This is a genomic window from Bacillus sp. GBSW19, assembly GCF_002998655.1.
GTDB lineage: Bacteria > Bacillota > Bacilli > Bacillales > Bacillaceae > Bacillus.
Genome location: NZ_PVRF01000003.1, coordinates 144,092 through 164,617, shown reverse-complemented (window position 1 = coordinate 164,617; position 20,526 = coordinate 144,092). Strand labels below are relative to the sequence as shown.

18 protein-coding genes are annotated in these 20,526 nt (G+C 42.9%); 3 read left to right on the top strand and 15 right to left on the bottom strand.

Going from position 1 to position 20,526, the window contains the following annotated elements; translation table 11 throughout:
• The first annotated feature begins 23 nt into the window (after nucleotides 1–23).
• Nucleotides 24–797: a class I SAM-dependent methyltransferase gene (locus C6344_RS15375; RefSeq protein WP_106037072.1), complete on the top strand. Its 774-nt coding sequence runs from the start codon at nucleotides 24–26 to the stop codon at nucleotides 795–797.
• 37 nt (nucleotides 798–834) lie between these two features.
• Here C6344_RS15375 and C6344_RS15370 read toward each other — a convergent pair whose 3' ends face one another.
• From C6344_RS15370 to C6344_RS15345, 6 genes are all read right to left on the bottom strand, one after another.
• A complete protein-coding gene (locus C6344_RS15370) occupies nucleotides 835–1,392 on the bottom strand; it encodes a shikimate kinase (RefSeq protein WP_066031352.1) in 558 nt (185 codons plus the stop codon).
• Nucleotides 1,393–1,556: 164 nt separating this feature from the next.
• Entirely contained in the window at nucleotides 1,557–2,933 is a 1,377-nt protein-coding gene (locus C6344_RS15365) for an MFS transporter (protein WP_106072318.1), read from the bottom strand.
• Nucleotides 2,934–3,053: 120 nt separating this feature from the next.
• Nucleotides 3,054–4,061, bottom strand: coding sequence for a LacI family DNA-binding transcriptional regulator (locus C6344_RS15360; RefSeq protein WP_066031354.1), 1,008 nt, complete (start codon nucleotides 4,059–4,061; stop codon nucleotides 3,054–3,056).
• Nucleotides 4,062–4,138: 77 nt separating this feature from the next.
• Nucleotides 4,139–5,086, bottom strand: a complete 948-nt coding sequence (locus C6344_RS15355) for a dihydrodipicolinate synthase family protein (protein ID WP_060595495.1) — start codon at nucleotides 5,084–5,086, stop codon at nucleotides 4,139–4,141.
• 329 nt (nucleotides 5,087–5,415) lie between these two features.
• A complete protein-coding gene (gene nadE / locus C6344_RS15350; RefSeq protein ID WP_034664190.1) occupies nucleotides 5,416–6,237 on the bottom strand; it encodes an ammonia-dependent NAD(+) synthetase in 822 nt (273 codons plus the stop codon).
• Between the two features lie 198 nt (nucleotides 6,238–6,435).
• Nucleotides 6,436–7,032, bottom strand: a complete 597-nt coding sequence (locus C6344_RS15345) for a DUF1989 domain-containing protein (RefSeq protein ID WP_060595493.1) — start codon at nucleotides 7,030–7,032, stop codon at nucleotides 6,436–6,438.
• A gap of 79 nt (nucleotides 7,033–7,111) precedes the next feature.
• On the opposite strand from C6344_RS15345, the gene C6344_RS15340 reads away from it, so the two are divergent.
• A complete protein-coding gene (locus C6344_RS15340) occupies nucleotides 7,112–8,464 on the top strand; it encodes an amino acid permease (RefSeq protein ID WP_060595492.1) in 1,353 nt (450 codons plus the stop codon).
• Here the strand turns inward: C6344_RS15340 and C6344_RS15335 are convergent.
• The 6 genes from C6344_RS15335 to C6344_RS15305 all read right to left on the bottom strand — a co-directional run bounded on the left by C6344_RS15335 (nucleotide 8,459) and on the right by C6344_RS15305 (nucleotide 14,857).
• Nucleotides 8,459–9,217, bottom strand: a complete 759-nt coding sequence (locus C6344_RS15335; RefSeq protein ID WP_060595491.1) for a YqcI/YcgG family protein — start codon at nucleotides 9,215–9,217, stop codon at nucleotides 8,459–8,461. The two genes, C6344_RS15340 and C6344_RS15335, sit on opposite strands and share 6 nt — an antisense overlap.
• A 441-nt stretch (nucleotides 9,218–9,658) precedes the next feature.
• Nucleotides 9,659–10,288: a LysE family translocator gene (locus C6344_RS15325; protein WP_034664197.1), complete on the bottom strand. Its 630-nt coding sequence runs from the start codon at nucleotides 10,286–10,288 to the stop codon at nucleotides 9,659–9,661.
• A 111-nt stretch (nucleotides 10,289–10,399) separates the two neighbouring features.
• Nucleotides 10,400–11,593, bottom strand: a complete 1,194-nt coding sequence (locus tag C6344_RS15320) for an MFS transporter (RefSeq protein WP_066031358.1) — start codon at nucleotides 11,591–11,593, stop codon at nucleotides 10,400–10,402.
• Nucleotides 11,594–11,647: 54 nt separating this feature from the next.
• Entirely contained in the window at nucleotides 11,648–12,694 is a 1,047-nt protein-coding gene (locus C6344_RS15315; protein ID WP_060595489.1) for a Gfo/Idh/MocA family protein, read from the bottom strand.
• Complete coding sequence (locus C6344_RS15310; protein WP_060595488.1) at nucleotides 12,691–13,557, bottom strand: HAD-IIB family hydrolase; 867 nt, start codon at nucleotides 13,555–13,557, stop codon at nucleotides 12,691–12,693. The genes C6344_RS15315 and C6344_RS15310 overlap by 4 nt, the downstream gene beginning before the upstream one ends.
• Entirely contained in the window at nucleotides 13,532–14,857 is a 1,326-nt protein-coding gene (locus C6344_RS15305; RefSeq protein WP_060595487.1) for a DegT/DnrJ/EryC1/StrS family aminotransferase, read from the bottom strand. Before C6344_RS15305 ends, C6344_RS15310 begins: the two co-directional genes overlap by 26 nt.
• A 109-nt stretch (nucleotides 14,858–14,966) precedes the next feature.
• On the opposite strand from C6344_RS15305, the gene C6344_RS15300 reads away from it, so the two are divergent.
• On the top strand, nucleotides 14,967–15,956 hold the full coding sequence (locus tag C6344_RS15300; RefSeq protein ID WP_060595486.1) for a LacI family DNA-binding transcriptional regulator: 990 nt from the start codon (nucleotides 14,967–14,969) through the stop codon (nucleotides 15,954–15,956).
• A gap of 238 nt (nucleotides 15,957–16,194) precedes the next feature.
• Here the strand turns inward: C6344_RS15300 and C6344_RS15295 are convergent, their stop codons facing one another.
• From C6344_RS15295 to C6344_RS15285, 3 genes are all read right to left on the bottom strand, one after another.
• A complete protein-coding gene (locus C6344_RS15295; protein ID WP_060595485.1) occupies nucleotides 16,195–17,817 on the bottom strand; it encodes an L-lactate permease in 1,623 nt (540 codons plus the stop codon).
• A gap of 39 nt (nucleotides 17,818–17,856) precedes the next feature.
• Nucleotides 17,857–18,804: an L-lactate dehydrogenase gene (locus tag C6344_RS15290; RefSeq protein WP_060595484.1), complete on the bottom strand. Its 948-nt coding sequence runs from the start codon at nucleotides 18,802–18,804 to the stop codon at nucleotides 17,857–17,859.
• Nucleotides 18,805–19,021: 217 nt separating this feature from the next.
• Complete coding sequence (locus tag C6344_RS15285) at nucleotides 19,022–20,452, bottom strand: YfcC family protein (RefSeq protein WP_060595483.1); 1,431 nt, start codon at nucleotides 20,450–20,452, stop codon at nucleotides 19,022–19,024.
• Between the last annotated feature and the right edge of the window lie 74 nt (nucleotides 20,453–20,526).

Genomic DNA, 20,526 nt, shown 5'->3' with positions numbered 1-20,526 from the left:
GAGACAACAAAGGGGGAGAAGAAATGAATCCATATGCTAAAGCCGAAAACCAATTCTCACAAAATGCCGAGAACTATCGAGATTCACCTATATTTGCAGCCGGAGAAGAGCTGGAATGGATGAAAGCAACAGCCAATACGAAGGGTCACGAGCATTTACTTGATATCGGCTGCGGGGCAGGACATACCGTTTTTTCCTTTTCAGATATCATTTCTAAAGGAATCGGCATTGATGTCACGCAAAAAATGATCGAGGTTGCAGCAGCACTTGCGGAAGAACGCCAACTGAAACATATTACTTTTGAGCGGGCAGCCGCAGAAGCACTGCCCTTCGCTGATGAATCATTTGACATCGTGACGTGCCGCTTTGCCGCTCACCACTTTCCAAACCTGCCGGCAGCTATGTCTGAAATCAGCCGTGTCTTAAAAAAAGGCGGCACATTCCTGCTCGTCGATCATTACGCACCCGAAAACACTGCACAGGATTCATTCATTAATCACTTAAATAGACTCAGAGATCCTTCTCATGTGCGAGAAAGCTCGTTATCAGAATGGAAAGAGCTCTTCGCTGCCAACCAACTGACTCAAAAAGAAAAGCGTTACTGGGATCTGCAAATTGATTATCAGGACTGGATGATGCGTGGACGCACACCAGAGAATGTTCAAAAAGAGATCGTTTCCCATCTTCAATCCGCAGACCCTGATACAAAGCAGCTGTTTCAACTTCAATTCGATGCACAGCAGCAGCCTATTTCCTTCTGTTTAAAAGCTGCACTCATTCAAGGAATGAAGAATTGAACTTATAGAAAAAGTCTACCCTCGTTGGTAGACTTTTTTATTTCGAGTATAAATCCCAGCCAAGCTTGAGTGTGTCCACAATATAATTGGCGACTTCCTCAGCTTCTAGATGATCTGTTTCGACTCTTGAGTTATGAAGGGCATATATTTCCCGGCGCTCTTCAAACAGCTCTTTCATCTCATCGAGCGTCCGGTTGTGAAGAACAGGGCGGTTTTCAATTAAAATATCCAGCCGCTGTTTCCAATTCTCCCAGGATAAATCAAGGAAAAGAACCGTACAATGCTTCAAGCAGGCGCGTTTGATTTCTTCCTGTTTGAATGCACCGCCTCCAAGAGAAACGATCTTTAGCTGCGTATGTTCACATAAATCGACGATATAATCTTTTTCAGCCTGCCTGAAGAATGCTTCTCCTTTTTGCTGAAAGATATCTGGAATCGTCATGTTATACTTTTTCTCAATCTCCTGATCCACATCAATAAAATCTCTATATAGCTTTTTGGCAACCAGCTGCCCAATGGTTGTTTTCCCAACACCCATAAAGCCAATGAGGACAATATTTCGCTGTCTCACAGGGATTTCTCTATTGTTTTTCATATTCGTGACACGTCCTCCTTACGACAAGGAATGCTACATAATGTATCTATTATATGATAAATGGCGCGCGAAAAGATAGGCAATTTGAAAAATTGTACGTAGATCATCTGCATAGAAAAAAGAACCTACCCTCTTTGGAATAAGTTCTTCACTGCGTGCGTAACTCACGGTGCAATATCCTCTAATACTTTCTCGCGCGTTTCGATCATTTTAAAAGCAAGAATTGCTCCCACTACAGTCACACTTGCGAAAAGAATAAAAATAGTTGAAACACCGCTTACCTCTAAAATAAAGCCTATCATAATAGGAGCGATCGCTGAGGCCAGCCTAAGCCACGCTGTAGCAAATGCCGTTCCAATCACCCTCATACGTGTTGGATAAATTTCAGGTGTATATAGATAGAGAAGAACTGTAATTGTCCCCATCATTCCGTAAGCAGCGGACCCTAAATATATAACACTTTCTGGAGAATTAGCTCCGCTGATCCATAAAGCAGTTAATAAAGCACCTGTTACAATAAATGCAATGGTTGCCCAGCGCTTTCGTCCTACTTTATCAATTAAAAATGCACAAGCGAATACACCGACGGTCTGTAAAATATTTGTCAGAGAGGCTGCCCTTAATGAATCTCCAACTGGCAAATTGTAAACCGTATTATAAAGACTTGGTAACCAGTTATTTAAACCATTCGATACAAAGTAGGCAGAAAACCAGAGTCCCCATACGATCAATGTTCTTTTACGATAAAAAGTTGAAAAAAGCTCTTTCCAGTCGCCCTTTTCAGTACTGCTAGATACTTGCTTTGCTACAGGCATTCGTTTGTCAGTACTAGCTTCAATTTCTTCAATAATTCTTTCGGCTTCATCAAATCTGCCTTTCGAAATCAACCACCTTGGAGATTCACGTAACATAAAAAAGAATACAAAGACGACGAGACCTCCGATGCCCCCAATCAAAAACATCCACTTCCAACCAAAGCTAGGTACAACAAATGCACCTATTTGAGCTGAGATCATTAAACCTAAAGGAAAAATCATCTCATACAGCATAAAAAACCTGCCTCTCCCTTGAGCACGGGACAGCTCATTGATATATGAGGCTGCTACCGGCACCTCTCCTCCTACCCCAATCCCTTGTATAAAACGAAAAATAAACAGGGCCATAAAATTACCTGAAAACACGCATGCAATACTCATGACGGACATGAGGAGTACAGTCCACTTTGCACTAAATACACGGCCGCGCCTTTCTGCTAACCAGCCAAAGAAAATAGCACCAATCGCTTGTCCTATATAACCAGACCCAATAAGAAGACCAATTTGAGCAGGTGATAAACTCCACATTCCGATGAGAACTGGGAGAACAAACGCTAAAGATAGAGCATCAAAAGCATCAAAAAAAGTAGCAGATCCCATAATGATACGAGGTTTTAAATGCCATCTAGAAAAAGGTACACTTTCCATTCTAGTCAATAGTTGTGAAGCTCTATCAACAACTTGCCCATCATGAGAATTTGGATTTCCGCTGAGTTCTAACGTCATGGTATCTCCTCCTTATTAGAGGAAATGATGCAAAAGTACATGCCGAAGAGCGCTAAAGAAATCGCTTACATTTTAAACCAATAGACATTCTAAAGCGTTCATACGAGTTTTCAGCATCTATCATTTCTTTTTTGGCGTTCCCGTGGTGCCCCGGTCTATATAGTACATAGGGAAGATATGTTCCATCGCATCTAACTGTTCTCCTTCCAATAACTGTGTTAGTAAAGAAACAGCTTTTCTTCCCATTCCAACTAAATCAACATGAACTGAAGATAAAGAAGGGGTTAGAAAACTTGCAATGGGCACATCATCGGCACCAACGACAGACAAATCATGAGGTATTGACACATTTGCGTTATTTGCCGCTTTCATGACCCCCATCGCCAAAAAATCTGAAGAGCAAACAACTCCAGTCATGTGCTGGTTTCCTTGGAGAAATTGAGAAACCACTTCTACTACTTTTCCCCCATCAAATTCATCTAACTCAAACACAAGTTCTTTGTTTATTGTTAACCCTAAACTTTTAAGTGTGCGCTCATATCCCTTGTAATACCTCACACTATGCATCGAACTCATTGGACCATTGACCAGCCCAATGGTTCGATGACCTTTATCAAATAAGGCCGTTATTGATTGACACACACCTTCTTCATCATCTGGCCTGACACATGGAAATGGAGAATCATCTAGATAACTTCCGACAACTATAATGGGAATGGCTAAACTTTTTAACCAATCCATGCTTAGTTCTTCATTTCTTGGTGAAAATAGAATGGCTCCATCTACTGCCTGCGTTTCAAGTAATCGCTGCTGTTGTACAGATGTAAACGACATCAACATATTGAATTCCGTCTCATCTAATTCCTTCGCTATTCCATCTAGAATCGTTGAAAAAAATGGATTATTCAAAATATATGAACCACGCGGAACCACTACAGCTATATTCCCAGTCTTCCTTTTGACGAGCCCTCTAGCTCCTAAATTAGGACGATAGCCTAATTCATCAATTACTTGTTTGATTCTTTCAGCCGTTTGAGCACCTACTCCTGGTTTACCACTTAATACTCGGGAAACAGATGCTATAGACACTCCAGCTTTCAATGCTACATCTTTAATACTTACTGACACATTTCATACCTCCGGGAGTCTGTTGTTTTGTCCTCTATTATAACCTGACTCACCTTCATCATGAAATTAATGGTCTGTTATCTACTGACGTTTTCCTTAAGCAAACCAACACTTTGAAGGCCCTGGCGAATCTCTTCTTTCTCCTTATGAGTTAAAGGTAAGACCGGCTTCCTAGCAAGCGAACTACTGATTAGACCTCGCTGGTACATCGCTTCCTTCATTCGCAGATGAGAGGTAGATGAAGGTTCATCCATTTTATACACAGCATGCTTTAATTCGAAGATTCTATCGTAAACTTTATTGGCCGCTACAAGATCTTTTTCTTCCACACATTTCACAAGTTCAGCGATCAAATCTGGCACAAAACAGCCGAAACCTACAAGTGCTCCATCAATCCCTTGAATTAATGTTGGCAATAAATATTCATCGTGACATGTGAGTAACGATACATCTGGTGCATGTTTTTTCAATGCCCGCACATCGACCTCGTATTGTGCCATGTCTCTTTGACCAATTTTAAACGAGACAACATTCTCAATTTCCGACATTTCTAGTAATTGATTGGTTGTATATGAGGTTTTTGTCCAAGTTGGATATTGATGTACGATGATTGAAATGTCAATCGCTTCTGCAACTTCTTTAAAGAATTGGACAGGTGACTCAGGCTGCATACCGAATCTTAGCCATGAATGTGGCGGCATGAGAAGTATACCTTCTCCGCCAGCTTCTTCAACGGCTTTTGCATGTTGGATCGCTTCAATTGTCCCTTCAGCAGAAACCCCAGAAATGACAGGTACTTCCCCTTTTAATTCGTCGGCTGCAATGCGCACAGCCTCAGCTCGTTCATGTGGCAGTAAAGTCATAATCTCGCCAGTATGTCCATTGACAACGATACCGTTAATCCCTTTGTGCTCCGCCACCCAACGGACAAGCTTACGAAAAGCAGGTTCATCAATTGAATAGTCATCTTTAAAAGGAATTAAGACAGCCGGGAATACACCGCTCCATTTTTCTTTATTTTTCATCAACAAATTCCTCCCCTTTCGATTATAGTAAACGTTTACGGTAAGCGTTTACGTAAACAATCATAAAATGACATAACGGAGATTGTCAACTAAATTTTTAGAAAATTTTTATTATTCAAATAAAAATACAATCAATTTCATTTTTCTAGTAAATAATATAGGTTTGTTTTATTTCTTAAATGATTAAGCAATATCTGCTGGTTAAAGTTGCTGATTATCATCCTAAATACATATTCAATAAGAGACCATTATAAATAATTTTATATTTTCCAAACAGTATTTTTACTATAAAAAACCTCTCCATCACAGGAGAGGTCTCTTGCATTTTCTTATTTCCACCAGTCATCAAACATGGAAGCTGGTACTTGGCGTTTATGCTCTGATTGAACATAGCGCTTTTCAATCGCTTCTGCTGCTTGATCTGACACTGGCTTACCTTCTAAGTAATCATCAATTTCATTGTACGTAATGCCAAGTTCTGTTTCATCCGTTTGCTGAGGTTTGTCATCAAGCAGATCCGCTGTCGGTTTCTTTAAGTATAGGCGCTCAGGTGCTTGCAGCGCTTCTAGCAGCATCCGGCCTTGGCGTTTCGTCAGACCTGTGAGCGGAAGAACATCTGCACCGCCATCGCCATACTTCGTGAAGAAGCCGGTTACTGCTTCAGCTGCATGATCTGTACCGATGACAAGCAATCCTTCTTCTCCTCCGACAGCATACTGCGCGATCATTCTCATACGTGCTTTGACATTTCCTTTATTAAAGTCAGACAACGGGCCGCCTGTGTCCTTTTGATATTGTTCACTAAATGCCGTCACGGCAGGCGCAATATCATATTTCCACGACTTGTCCGGCTGAATAAATGATAAAGCGAGCTGTGCATCATCTTCATCCTGCTGCACACCGTGCGGGAGGCGCACCGCAATAAAGACTGCCTCTTCTTTTCCTTCTTGACGCAGCTCAGATGCAGCCAGCTGTGCAAGACGGCCAGCGAGCGTTGAATCCTGTCCGCCGCTAATGCCGAGGACGAATCCTTTTGCGCCAGTTTTTTTCAAGTATTCCTTTAGAAATCCAACCCGCTTTTCGATCTCCTGCTTTGGGTCAATTGAGGGCTGCACATGCAACTCTTGGCTGATCTTTTTCTGCAAACTCATACACTTTTCCTCCTAAGCATCCTCTACATGAAGAGAACAGGTTTTACTCTGAATTCATTGGTTTGACAACGTTTTTTAAGTCTTCATTATACCATGTTTTCAGGAAGAACATTTTGTTAGACGTTCCCCTATTTCATTAATGATCAAACATTCACAAAAGAAAAAGACCATGTCTATATGGACTGGCCCTTTTCTTTTTCAATCAATTTCTACCCGTATAGATGTACAGCTTGCGCCATTACAATTCCCAATATCAGAAGGACATGCGGATACGGCCACAATGAGATCCATTTCGGCTCGCAGACGAATGTAATCACCGGGAAGAGATTTTGGGAGCTCCACAGACAGTTTTCCTTTTTCATCAATGACTGTATTCATAAAGGCATTAAAAGGATAGTACATATCCTCCTTAGGAATCCCAAATGGCTCAAAGGCAGTCCGCAAATTATCGTAGCATGTATGCATGACCTCTAAATGCGTCCGTCCGTATAAAAGCTGATACATTTCTTGCCGGCAGGCGGGCATGTATAAATCATGGCATTCGACTGTGTCTTCAATGACCGTAAACATCGGTTTATATAAATTAGAATAGAGCTTATCCCCTTTTTTCACTTTTGACGAAAATAGGCTGTCCATTGTCGCGCCTTGGTCAAATTTTTCATAAAAATCCTTTTCATGATAGGCCATGACATCTGCTACTTGCTGACCTTCAATATCAACGACCCGCATACATTGGCCTTTTCCTAAGCGAAAGCCGTGTCCATCCTTTGGTAAAATGACATATTCTCCGTTCATCACATGCACTCCTTTCCATGTCAGTATGCCCAAAACGTCCCCTTGATCATGTATAAAAAAAGACGGCGGTCACAAGCTAATGTCATTGAAATCGAAAGGTGTTGCACATGCTTTGAAAGAAGAACAAACTTTATCTTGGTGGCAGCTTTCTCTCATCGGAGTCGGCTGTACAATTGGCACTGGTTTCTTCCTTGGTTCCAGCATTGCCATTACAAAGTCCGGTTTTTCCGTCTGCATTTCTTTTTTGCTTGCTGCGGTCGGAACCTATCTCGTCTTTAAACATTTGGCTGCGATGACAGCCGATAACCCTGATAAAGGGTCATTTTGTTCCTATGCTCGTAAAGCATATGGACGCTGGGCAGGGTTTAGCAATGGCTGGGTGTATTGGTTTGCAGAAATGTTGATTACGGGAAGTCAGTTAACAGCGATTTCTCTTTTTACCCGCCACTGGTTTCCATCTGTTCCGCTCTGGGTGTTTTCTGCGATTTATTCCGCTCTTGCCCTGCTCGTGATTATCATAGGGCTTTCTTCTTTTCAAAAGACAGAAAATGTCCTTGCAGTACTGAAGACAGCGGCGATTTTTCTATTTATGATCCTTGCTGTGCTTGTGTTATTCGGCATTCTGACAGATCATAAACCGACCCTGCATCTGCCAAACAAAGATCACGAATGGATGCCCCTCGGTCCGCTTGGTCTTTGGAATGGATTGATTTACGCGTTTTATGCATTTGGGGGAATTGAAGTCATGGGGCTGATGGCGGTTCATTTAAAGGACCCGAAGGATGCGGCAAAGTCTGGACGCGTCATGCTGATCATTCTAGCGGTCATCTATATCGTCTCAATTGGACTTGCTCTCTTGCTTGTCCCAGTAACCGCCTTTGACAAGAACAGCAGTCCATTTATTACATCATTGGAGCCGTTTCATTTATCGATCTTTCTTCATATCTTTAATGGCATCTTCATTATTGCCGGCTTTTCGACATTGGTTGCCTCTCTTTATGCGGTCACGACACTGCTTGGCTCAATGTCGGAGCATCAAGATGCACCTGCTTGTTTTAAACAAAAAGACCCAACTCATGTCGGATGGCCTTCGATTATCTTAACTGCCGCTGGCTTAATTGTCTCGATTTTGCTTGCGCTCTTTTTGTCCAAACACATCTACGAGCATCTCACAACAGCAGCCGGCCTTACCCTTCTGTACACATGGGTATTCATTCTGTTCTCAAGTAAAAAGCTATCAAAGCCATCCACTCGCCAAACGTGCGAAATGATTCTTGCGCTTCTCTTGATTGGAGCCGCCATTTCAGGCACTTTAACAGAGGCAAGCGGACGACCTGGCTTTTTTATCAGCCTTGGGATCATTGCAGTGATTGCCATCATGGTGCTATTTATGAGAAAAAAGTGGAAGCAGCAGGATCAGACCGCATCATAATTTCATCATGTTTTTTAATGCAGTAAAAGGACATTTGGCGGAGGCTGGTTTCTCCGCCTCTTCATCTGGGAGAAAGTATTGCTTCCATTCATGATTGGTCGGATCACCGTACCATTTTAATGATGGGTGAACGCTGACCTCATCATACGCTTTGAGCCGCTTGCGAACGAGCTGGCTCATTTTTTGACCAAACTTGGTCGATCCATTCAATTTCTCAAACACCCATCTAGGCTGAAATGCCATCAAGACATAAGGGAAGTGGCGGCTTTTTCTGAGCTTATGAGCCGGTGTGGAGCACAAAATAAAATACGCTTCCCCGTGAAAGCAATACTCCCACTCATGATGATGAGTATCTAGTGGAATATCCTCAGGCCATGGCACTTCATCTTTCTGGTGCAGTCGTTGAAGCAGTGACCAAAACTGCTGCTCAAACTGTTCAAGTGAACTTTCTTTTAAATCCTGCGGTGTTTCAAAAAAACAAATAAATGAAGCATATTGACCCGTTTCTTTCGCACAGCTTTGATATTCTCTCAGCAGCTGGGCTAATTCATCAACCGCTTCCTCTTTCCTCGGATCACCAACAAACCCATAGCGTAAATGATCGAGAAAAAACCCCTGTCTTCCCGGTACACAAGGGAATGTATCTGCCTCATCTCCTACCATATCTCCAAATTGAGTAAAAGCATCCTGCTTCCATTCTTCTAGTGATCGTAGATTTTGATCAAGGCAACTTTTTGCATACAACTGGGCCATTTCTTCCACCTCGTTTTAGCGTCTTCTCCATAGCCTATGAGAAAAAAAGGCTGTGGTGACTGTCCTTCAACGACTTTCCTTGCGCACGCAAGAGGTGGATATTCTCGTTCAAATTGAGCATGTATGTGTGTCTTTCACTCCATGATGCATGAACAGACAAGTGTATGCAGCCGTCAAACTGCTTCTTTTAATAGAGCGCTTTTGTATCATTCCTATGATCTGTTCTTCATCAAAAAGACAGAATCAAGCACCCAATAAATGAGGGCTGAGCAAAAGCTAAATAGATAGACAATGTTGCTGTGATAACTGATAAGATCAGCATGCACACATAGTTGAATACTGGAAGAAAAATACGGATGGCAATATCCCACCATTATTCAAGAATGTGTTATGTCTGTCAATCCTTACAAAAAAACAGACTGAATGTATCAGTCTGTTTTTCTACCCAATCAACGCCATGATCCCTTGATACCCAAAATAGGCGCCGAAACCAAGTAAAGATAAGCCTGCAAGAACGGATAAGCCATGTAAGACACGTTCACTTAAATAGCGCCTAAACGAACTAGCAAGAAGCGCCATACTGAAATCCCAGATCAGCATGCCGATAAAAATAGCCATGCTGTACATCAGCATTTGAGATGCCCCATACTTTTCAATCGTATTAGCCAAAATACTGCCGTAGATGCCAAGCCAAAATAAAATACTGAGCGGATTGGAAAGAGAAATGAAAAACCCCGTCATGAACGACTGACCAACCGAAGTGTTTCCACCATCCTTTTTCGGGCTCTCCTGCAAATTGATTTTACGCAGACTTTCAATGCCCGTATAGGTCAGAACAAAAAAGCCGAACAGCCACAAAAAGGTTTTCACTAGAGGTGCAGTCAAAAGCTGGGCGACACCAAAATAGATGAGGAGCATATAGACAATATCCGCGGCCATCGCCCCCACACCAAAAATCCACGCGTGCCAAAATCCACTTTTAATCCCTCTGTCGATTTGGGCTGCATTGACTGGCCCAACAGGCGCTGAAAGTGACAACCCTAAAAAGATATAACCAAAAAACACCGCCACATAGACGTCCTCCTTTTGATGCTGACTTGTACATATTATTCAAACGTTCTGTGTTTTAGTACAAGTCCTTTGTATCTTTTCAGGTGGACTCAAGGAGACATTGGATATTGCTTACCGATCGGCTTTCAGCGCCGATTGCTGCGACAGAACCGTATCCTTTTTCTTAGCACGATTCATTTGAATCGCAGCTGCAAACAGAAGAACAGCTAAGAAGGCGAAAACAAAGACGGCACTTGCTGCTCCTGCCCATTCAAGACTAAAGCCAATCAAGAAGGACAAGCAGGCTCCGCCTAAACTTGCGGCTGCAATAAAGTAACTCGTTGCCTCGTCGATGGCATTTTCAATCATTAATGCAGATGCAGTCAGTGCGATTGGGAACATGCCAGCTGCGCACAGGCCGATGAAAAAGATGAGAAGCAGCTGCGCGGCGATGTGGGTTGTCAGGGCAAATACAACGAGCAGCAGAATCATGAGTGCTGCGCTTAGCTTTAAAAAACGCAGCGGATGCAGCTGATCAGCTTTTCTCGCAATGACAGTTCTGCCAATGACGATCGCTGTCCAAAAGGTAGAAACCGCAAAAAGACTCCAGTTGTCTCCCCCTTTTTCCAGCATGATCGACGGCAAAAAGTTCGCAAAGTTCGTTTCAATCCCTGCGTAGAAAAAAGCAAAACAGATCATGAGCACCACAATCATTCGATTGTTTCGATCAACAAGTAAGGACGGTTTTCTCATCCCATTGGAATTGGAAGAAGAATCCATCTGTCCACAAGGCAATTTGTTCATAAAGGCAAGCCAGAGCATAAGAAAGAAAGTCAGTGCACCGACTTGAAATAAAAACACATAGTGCCACGTCTGTTCAGTGACAGTGAGCAGAATCACAAGTGGAAATAACAGCGCTCCTAACCCAAAAAAGACCTCCATGATGCTGATTCGCTTCGCACTGTTTGCCATCGAAATCACATACGCTCCGGCTGTGGTCTCAAGACTGCCTGCACCGCTCCCAAGAAAAAAACCTGCCAGCACAAGTGTTGTCCAGCCCGGCACCAAAAGCCCAAGGAGAAGTGACCCGATCATCAGCAAAAGACCCATGGTCAGAACAGCGCCATAGCCTTTTTTCCTCACAAGAATGGGGGATAACAGAACACCTGTCAAAAAACCAATAAACTGAAAAAAGATTAAAGAAGATAATTCCCCGGGACCCTTATCGTAACTTGACAGTAAATAAGGAGTTAAGCTGCCAAAAAACACATGAATGGTCCCAATAAAAAAATAAAAGACACAGCCAAAATAAAATACTTTTTTCATCTTTTCACTTCCTCTAAAAAGGAGCGGAGTCATGACATCCTCCGCTCCACCTCTTTAATATGCCCGGGCAGACTTGACAGCCTCTTCCCTCTCGAAGCATGTATTGAGCGCAGCCTGTGCGCGATACCCATCTACAAAATCAGCCACTTTCATATGACATGGATATGGATCAGTATTCACCCAGTGCATCAGCTGATCACGGAACGTATCAGACCATCCGTAAAATTCATTTGGCGGATCTGTCAGCAGGGTTTGCGGCATTTGATGACGCTCCACGCACAATCCATCACTGATCTCATATTCGTTTTTCATGTTCGTATGGTATTTGAATACCTTGTCATGACCAACGACTTCTACACTAAATCCGCATTCCTCAGGCTGCGTGCTTTTGGATGTGACCAAGTGAAAGAATACTTGATTCTCCATCTGACCGAAAATTTCGGTATGATCATCCACCTGCACCTTTTTCTCTTCTTTTTCCTTTACATGTGTCAGCATCTTGGTATTAAGTGATTCTTTCTTCATGTCACTGCCAAATAAGTACCACAGCATATCAATTAAATGAATACCAAGATCCCCTAATGCACCGCTCGTGCGCAGACTCTCACCGCCGTCTCTCCATGAAAATGTCTTTCTTCTGAGGGCACTGTTTTTCTTAAAATGAGTCCTGACGGTCAAAATGCGGCCTAATTCACCATTGGCAATCAAGTTCTTCAAAATATTCACAAAGGATAAGTAACGATAGTTAAAGCCCATACTGGCTTGAACCTGGAACTGTTTGGCTGTCTCCACCATTTCCTTCGCTTCCTTCAGCGACACAGCCATCGGCTTTTCACATAAAATGGGCTGTCCTGCTCTTAGTGCCTGAAGGGCATGGTCTTTGTGACAAAAATTAGGGGAGGCAATGATCAACCCATCAGATGCATCTGCTAGTGTTTCGATACTTGAATACACACGTCCGCCGTACTGTTTAATGAATCCCTGTGCAACTGACTCGTGCAAATCATAGACACCGGATAACTCTGCACCTTTGATTGTTGATAATGCTCTTGCATGAGCTTTTGCAATATTCCCTGCTCCAACAATTCCAATTTTCTTCATGAATGTGCCTCCTCATGTTTATACATCACTGTTTTCAGTGTTTCATAGATTCCTTTTGCATACCCATGATGACAAATCTGATGATGGTGCCGCTTGGCTTCGGCCGTCGCATTTTGGACGAGGAAACCATGCGTGACGGATTGAAGCATCCGCAAATCGTTCCCACTATCTCCAAAGGCAAAGCCTTGATCTTTTGATAGATCATATTGGTTCAGCATAAAGCGGACAATTTCATCCTTCCCTGTGCCGACTGGTAAAAAATCGACATCATAGCAATCCGCAGGGTCTCCTGCGAGCGGATTGCATTTGTTAATGTTGACCGCCACCCCGCGCTCTTTGGCAAGTGTTTGGATGAATGATAGATGATGAAGATCTGTCCGTTCATCCTGCTCCTGATAATAGAAATTCTTCTTATACCCTGAGCTGCCCAGCTGCGTTTGCGGTCTGAGATGAATTCCCTTTTCACGTACGGTTTCCAGGATGTCTTCAATTTTTTCATCTGAAAAGCCCTGCGCATCCAGCCGCTTCATCCATTCCGCATCTGGCTGTCCAAAACGGGCTTCCGATGTATACACAATTTCAGTTCCTAAGTTCGACGCAATGAAATGCGGGAATTGATGAAAACCTCCTTTTTCCATTTTACTTGTGACAGAATCGAGGCTGCTTCCCGTGACCCAGCCAAGCATGAGCTGTCCTGCTTCGCTCTTTTCTGCCACAAAGGCTTCCAGCCGCTTTACATCCTCTCTCTGCTCATTGGTCATTCCGTGAGAATAATAGGTTTCATCAAAGTCACAGAAGACGATCCACTTCGGATTTTCCGGCTGATTCAGCAGCTTTTTATTGAATGGAAGACTTGATAACATGATGAACCCCCTCGATGACCTTCTCCTGATCTTGCAGCGGCATGCCTGGATACAGCGGCAAGTGAAGTAATTGCTGTGCTGCTTTTTCCGTGTGTGGAAGTGTCGTACGTTTATACTTTTGAGAAACAAGATTTGTTTGATGCTGATGCGATAGAATCGGGTAATAAACATCTGTTTCTATGCCCATTTCCAGCAATTTCGCTGCAAGCTCATCTCGTTCGCCCTTTAGCACTCTGATCGGGAACAGATGCCAGACATGATCATCCGTCAGCTTCGGAAGCTTCAAGTATCCTTCTTCCTCAAGCGTTTGCAGCTGGTCAATGTATCGCTTTGCTAAGTAAAAGCGTTTAAAGTTTTGTAATCCTAAATACTTCATGCGTTCGAGTCCGATCGCTGCCTGCAAATTATCAATTTTAGAATTAAATCCATAGTCACTGCGTTTGACATTTTTCTTTCCTACTTCAAAGCCGTGATAGCTGATCTCCATGCATTTTTCCGCTAAGGCTTCATCATTTGTGGCGATAGCCCCTGCCTTACCGCAGACGCCAAGGTTTTTGTATGGATTAAAGCTGAGAACAAGTCCATCTCCATATGCACCAAGGCCGCTGCTGCCGATCGCCTGACAGCCATCTTCAATGATTTTCAACCCATGCTGTTTCGCAATCGCCGAAATGGCCTTCATATCCGCTTGCTTTCCATATAAATGAACCGGAAGAATGCATGCCGTTTGATCTGTGATATGCTTCTCAATTTCACTCGGTGCCAAGCAGTAAGTATCTGAATCAATATCGGCATAGACCGGAACAGCCCCAATCGCAAGCACTGCATTTTCTGTTGCAGCAAAGCTATTCGCTGGCAAAATGACCTCGTCTCCCGGATGGACGCCTGCTGATATGAGGCTGATCATTAGGGCATCTGTTCCACTTGACGTGGCAATGACATATTTCTTCCCTAAGTACTCAGCGAGCTGCTTTTCAAACGCCGGAATATATGGCCCTGAAGTAAAACGGCCAGAACTCAATACTTCTTTCAACACCTGCATGATATCATCGATCTCATCCTCTGAAATCAGTTTATCAACTGGCAGAAACGGTATCTTTTTTTCCTTATTTTGTTTATAATGGAAGAGAATTTTTTCCAAGCCTGTGCGCCCTATATCTTGCTCAAGGAACGTCACCAGCTTTTCATTTGCTAGGTGCTTCTCAACTGAATCAGACTTTACTTGAACACCTTGATTGATCATATCCAGCAAAGGAAGATAATCCTTGCTTTTACCTGATATCTTCGTCAATATTTGCATTCCATTCCCTCCAATTAATCAATTCCATTTGTTAATATTTAACTTGTTTCACATTGTAAATGATGTTATCGATTTCAGAACAATAACTTTGTGTAAAGGATTTGTTAATATGTGTACAATTTATGAAATTGCCAAACGCTGCGGGGTTTCAACCACCACCGTTTCCAGAGTGCTGAATCATCATCCATATGTGTCAGAGGAAAAGCGTCAGCTTATTTTACAGGTGATGAAAGAAATGGAATATACACCAAGTTCAGCGGCTCGCACTCTTCGTTCACATCAGACAAAAACCATTGCTGTGTCTGTCCCGGCTGTGGACCATCCTTTTTTTGCACAATTGATTAAAGGCATATCAAAGGAAGTACTGGATCAAGGTTATAAAGCCATCGTGCTTCAGACGTTTTATCAGGAATCGTTAGAGCTTGAAGGGCTTCAATTATTAAAAAAAAGAGAAGTAGATGGGGTCATATTAGGGGCATTAGAAAATCCGTGGGAAAAGATCGAGCCATTTTTAACGAACGGCCCTATTGTCATGGCGAACGAATATCATCAAACAGCAGACATCCCGATTATTGGATACGATGAGCGGGAAGCCGCCTATAAAGCGGTTGACTACTTGATTCAGTCAGGGCGAAGATCGATTGGGTTTTGCTTTGATACTGAAAGCAGTGAAGCACAAAAACAAAGGAAACAGGGCTATCTTGATGCACTTTCTGCACACGGCTTGCCGCTGCATGACGATTGGCTTTTTGGGGAGGCCTTCACCATTGAAGACGGTTTTCGCTTAATGGATGTCATCCATGACATGAAGAATGCACCTGATGCCATTTTCACGGGTAATGATCAAGTCGCAGCAGGGCTCATTAAACAGGCCATTTCATACGGTTATCAAATCCCTAAGGATCTAGCGGTGATCGGCTATGACAATCAAGACATTTGCGAGGTGACAGCTCCAACAATCACCACAATTGACATCCCGATCGTAGAGCTTGGCCAGCGGTCTGTGCAGCAAATAATCGAGATCCTGCAAGACCAAAAACCATTACAGCGTGAACATATCCATCTGCCTACCCGGCTTGTGACAAGGGAATCGACATAAACAAAAAAGACTGAGAGCTGTCTCAGTCTTTTTTGTTGACAAAGGGCTAAAATGATCTTTGTTTTAGCCCTTTGTCTTCCTTCTTGCAGCGTGATAGAAAACCTTTGCAGTCTAGGAAAGGCGAGCACCGGAGCGGAGCGAATTTTACATTCGTGAGCACCGGAGCACAGACCTGACAAAGAATGCGAGGGTTTATCTACACGCTGTGACTGAGAGCTGTCTCAGTCTTTTTTTAAACCTATACAAATTGAGCAAGAATGAATGTCCATATACACACAATAACGAGCAGGATGAAGCTGTACTTCACAGTCTTTTGGAAGAGCTCAGATTCTTTACCTGTTTCTCCAACAGCTGCTGTAGCTATGGCAATGGATTGTGGAGAAATTAATTTTGCCATGACCCCGCCAGTTGTATTTGCCCCGATTAACAAACCTGCCTGTGAGCCGATTTGAGAAGCAGTGACCGCTTGAAGGTTGCCGAATAAGGCGTTGTTACTCACGACAGATCCTGTAATAAACACCCCGATCCAGCCAAGCACCGGGCTGACAAGCGGGAACAAATCGCCTGTTTTGGCAAGTGCAAGCCCAATGGCTGAACTTAGTCCAGCGAAGTTCGCCAAGTTGGCAAAGCCCATGACAAAACAAATGGTAAGAACAGGTACCCAAAGCTCTTTCACTGATGCTTTTAAGCAGGCAGCGCCTTCTGTTAATGTAATATGTCTGCTAAACAACCCTGTCAGCATCACCGCAATCAGAATGGCAGTACCCGTTGCACTGATGACATCAATTTTAAAGATTGCATCAATAGGTGTTTCTGTTTGTGCAATTGGTGGTAATTTCACAATTTGCTGATGCAAAAACGGCATCTTCACTAAAATCGTCGTCCAGTTGAGCGGGCCTCCTGCAGCAAACAATGCTTTAAATGCTGGCAGACTCCATACCGTAATAACGGCGGTTAAAATATAGAACGGAGACCATGCTTTCAGCACTTCAATGCCGCGATACGTTTGTTTCTGTTCAATGGCTGGTGCTCCTTCTTCACGATAAATGTGTTTCGGCTGCCATTTTCGAAGAAATAAAGCCAAAATGCCCATACTTGCTAAAGCTGAAATAATATTGGCAAGCTCAGGACCCATTGTCACCATTGTGACAGCTTGTAAAATGGCATAGCTTCCACTTACAACAAGCAAGGCAGGGAGCGTTTCTTTAATCCCTTTGAATCCGTCCACAATGAGAATGAGGAGGAACGGAATACAGAATGAAATAAACGGTATCGTATACACAAGGGTTTGAGATAACGCAAGCGGCGTCATATTGCCCATTTGCGCCCCTGTAATGACTGGGATACCCACAGCACCAAATGCGCCAGACGCAGCATTGGCAATTAAGCAGAGCATCGCAGCTTTCAGCGGTTTAAACCCAAGCTCTGTTAAGAGAGCGGCACTGATCGCAATCGGTACACCAAACCCAGCGGCTCCCTCTAAAAATGCGTTAAAACTAAAACCAATTAATAAGAGCTGAAGACGTTGATCTTGAGAGATTCCTGCAATACTAGAACGAATGACATCGAATTTACCAGATTTCACAGCAATTTTATAGAGCCATACCGCCATGATGACGATATATCCAATCGGCCACAGCCCATTAGATATACCGAGCAGCACAGCAGATAATGCCTTTTCAATTGGCATATGAAAGAAGAAAACAGCTGTTACAAAGCTGACGATTAAGGTAAAACAAGCGGCTAAAACACCTTTTAACTTAAATACAGTTAATGCAAGCAGGAAAAACAAAATTGGGAGCATTGCTACCAATGCACTCACGAACTCATTACCAAACGGATTATATATTTGCTGCCACATAGTGATTCATCCTTTTCTGCTCAGATAGGTTGCTTTTGATTAAAAATGAGGAGCCAAAATCTCTTTTAACACATTCACACTGTGTGCGAATTGTTCTTTTTCTGTATCATTAAGTGCAAGCTCCATCACTTCTGTTGCGCCATTTCGATTCACAAGGGCAGGTACACCAATGTAGACATCTTCTGCTCCATACTCTCCATCTAAGTAAGTGCTGACGGTCAAAATACTGTTTTCATTGTGCAGGATCGCTCTTGTAATGCGGGCCAAACTCATCGCTACGCCGTAGTAAGTGGCGCCTTTTTTCTCAATGATTTGGTAAGCGGCATGGCGGACATTTTCCATCATCTCATCTAAATCTTCTTGTTTGTATTGATCATTTCTCTTCATTAATTCTGTAATGGGTACACTTCCGATATTCGCATGACTCCACACAGCAAGCTCTGTATCCCCATGCTCTCCAATGATGTACGCATGCACATTGTGTGCCGCTGCTTCAAAGTACTCACTGAGCATGTATCTAAATCTTGCAGTATCAAGTGTGGTTCCACTGCCAATCACTCGCTCTTTTGGCAGGCCACTGAATTTCCAAGTGGCATATGTCAAAATATCAACAGGGTTCGTGGCGACTAAGAAAATACCATCGAATCCACTTTTCATCACATTGTCTACAATGCCTTTAAATATATTTAAATTTTTCTCAACAAGGTCAAGTCTCGTTTCACCTGGCTTTTGGTTCGCACCAGCACAGATACATACAATGTCTGCATCCTTACAATCCTCATAATCTCCATACCATGTATTCACAGGATGCGGAGCAAATGCTTTCCCGTGGTTCAAATCCATGACGTCACCCATTGCTTTATCTTGATTTAAATCGATGACAACCAATTCATCTGTGATCGCTTGATTTATTAATGTAAAGGCATAACTGCTGCCTACAAAACCTGCTCCAATAAGTGCTACTTTGTTTACTTTTTCGTTTGTCATTTATCTCATCCTCCTGAGTAAAACTAGGTTGTTTTTCGTATGTGAAGTATTTCACATTCTTATTGTGCAATACTTCACAAACTTTTGCAAGGGGGTTGCTCAAAAAAAATATGTAGCGAATTTGTGAACACACTTATTGTGCTTTCAAAGCGCTGTCTCCATGCATATTTCCACAAGAAAAAAGCTGCCAAACAATTGTCAGCAGCTTTATACATGTTTAATAAGGTCCCCAGTTGATCATAACGCCGATACAAATAAAGACAAGACCAATGACAAACCAAATGAGCGCAAGCGGTACCATAAAACGCAGCCACTTCACATAAGGAATACCACTTGCAGCAAGCACAGCCATCAACACACCTGACGTCGGATTGATACAGTTGACCACCCCTTCGCCAAGCATAACCGCTTCAACAGCTACCTGTCTTGTGATGCCCATTAAATCAGCCAGTGGCGCAAGAATTGGAATAAAGACAACCGCTTCTCCTGATCCTGATGAAATCAAAAAGTGAAGAAGTGCACTCGCAATATACATCCCAATCGCACCAGCAATTGGACTAAATCCTGTCAGCATACTCGCCAAGCCATTGACCACTGTATCAAGCAGCTTACCGTTTTCTAAAATGACAGAAATGCAGCGTGCCATTCCGACAATGAGTGCGCCGTACACAAGGCTTTGACAGCCGACAATAAATGTTTTCGCAATATCATTGGCTGCTAATCCGCCAAGCAATCCAGCAGCAATGGCCATAAAAATGAACACACCTGCCATTTCCTTATCGGTCCAGCCAAGCTGAAGCGCGCCATATAAGAAGCCCCCAAGAGACAATCCGCACACCGCTAAAATCAGCTTATGTCTGCCGGTAAATGCAGGCTTGTCCACAGATTCTGCATCAGATCCGCCAAGCCCCTTCGCAGGAAACCATTGATCACCAAGAAGACTTCCCTTTTCTTTATTCTTCAGGCGTCTTGTATATAAATAGATGTACACAATACTAGATATAAGAAAGCAAAGATAAATAATGACACGCAGGCCAATGCCAGAAAAGATCGGCAGCTCTGCAATCGTTTGAGATAAACCTAGTGGAGATGGAGACAAAATGGTTGCGTTAAATCCAGCATAACAGCCGATGTAAATGACCGCTGCTCCTGCCACAGCGTCCCATTTCAAGGACCTTGCCACAATAATCCCGATTGGAATAAATCCTATAACAGAATTCACGACAATGCCGGTCGTTCCAAGCACCGAAAATAATCCTCCAACAATACAAATAAACAATAATTGCTTCGTTTGAAACCTGCTGATGACATGGTGAATCATTCCGTTAATGGCACCTGTTTTCTCCAAAATGGCAATGGTTCCGCCAGTAAATAGAATGAGAAAAATAATAGAAGAGGACCCTACCATCCCTTCCTGAATGGCTGTAAAAAAGCCAACGGGACTTACGGGTGATTGATCAATGCGGTGATAGCTACCAGGAACAGCTGTTGTGATTTCCCCTGATGTCTTTCGGTCAAACTCACCCGCTGGTACAAAATACGTTGCAATGGTACAAATGAGCGCAATGATAAATAAGAGAACATACGCATCCGGCATTTGAAGTTTTCGTTTTTGTTTCTCTGGTGCTGATACTGCCGCTGTTTTCATGTGTCAAAACCCCTTTGTCCCGATCGGAATTTCACTTAATTTTCAGAATAATCAAATGATGTGTTATATTATAA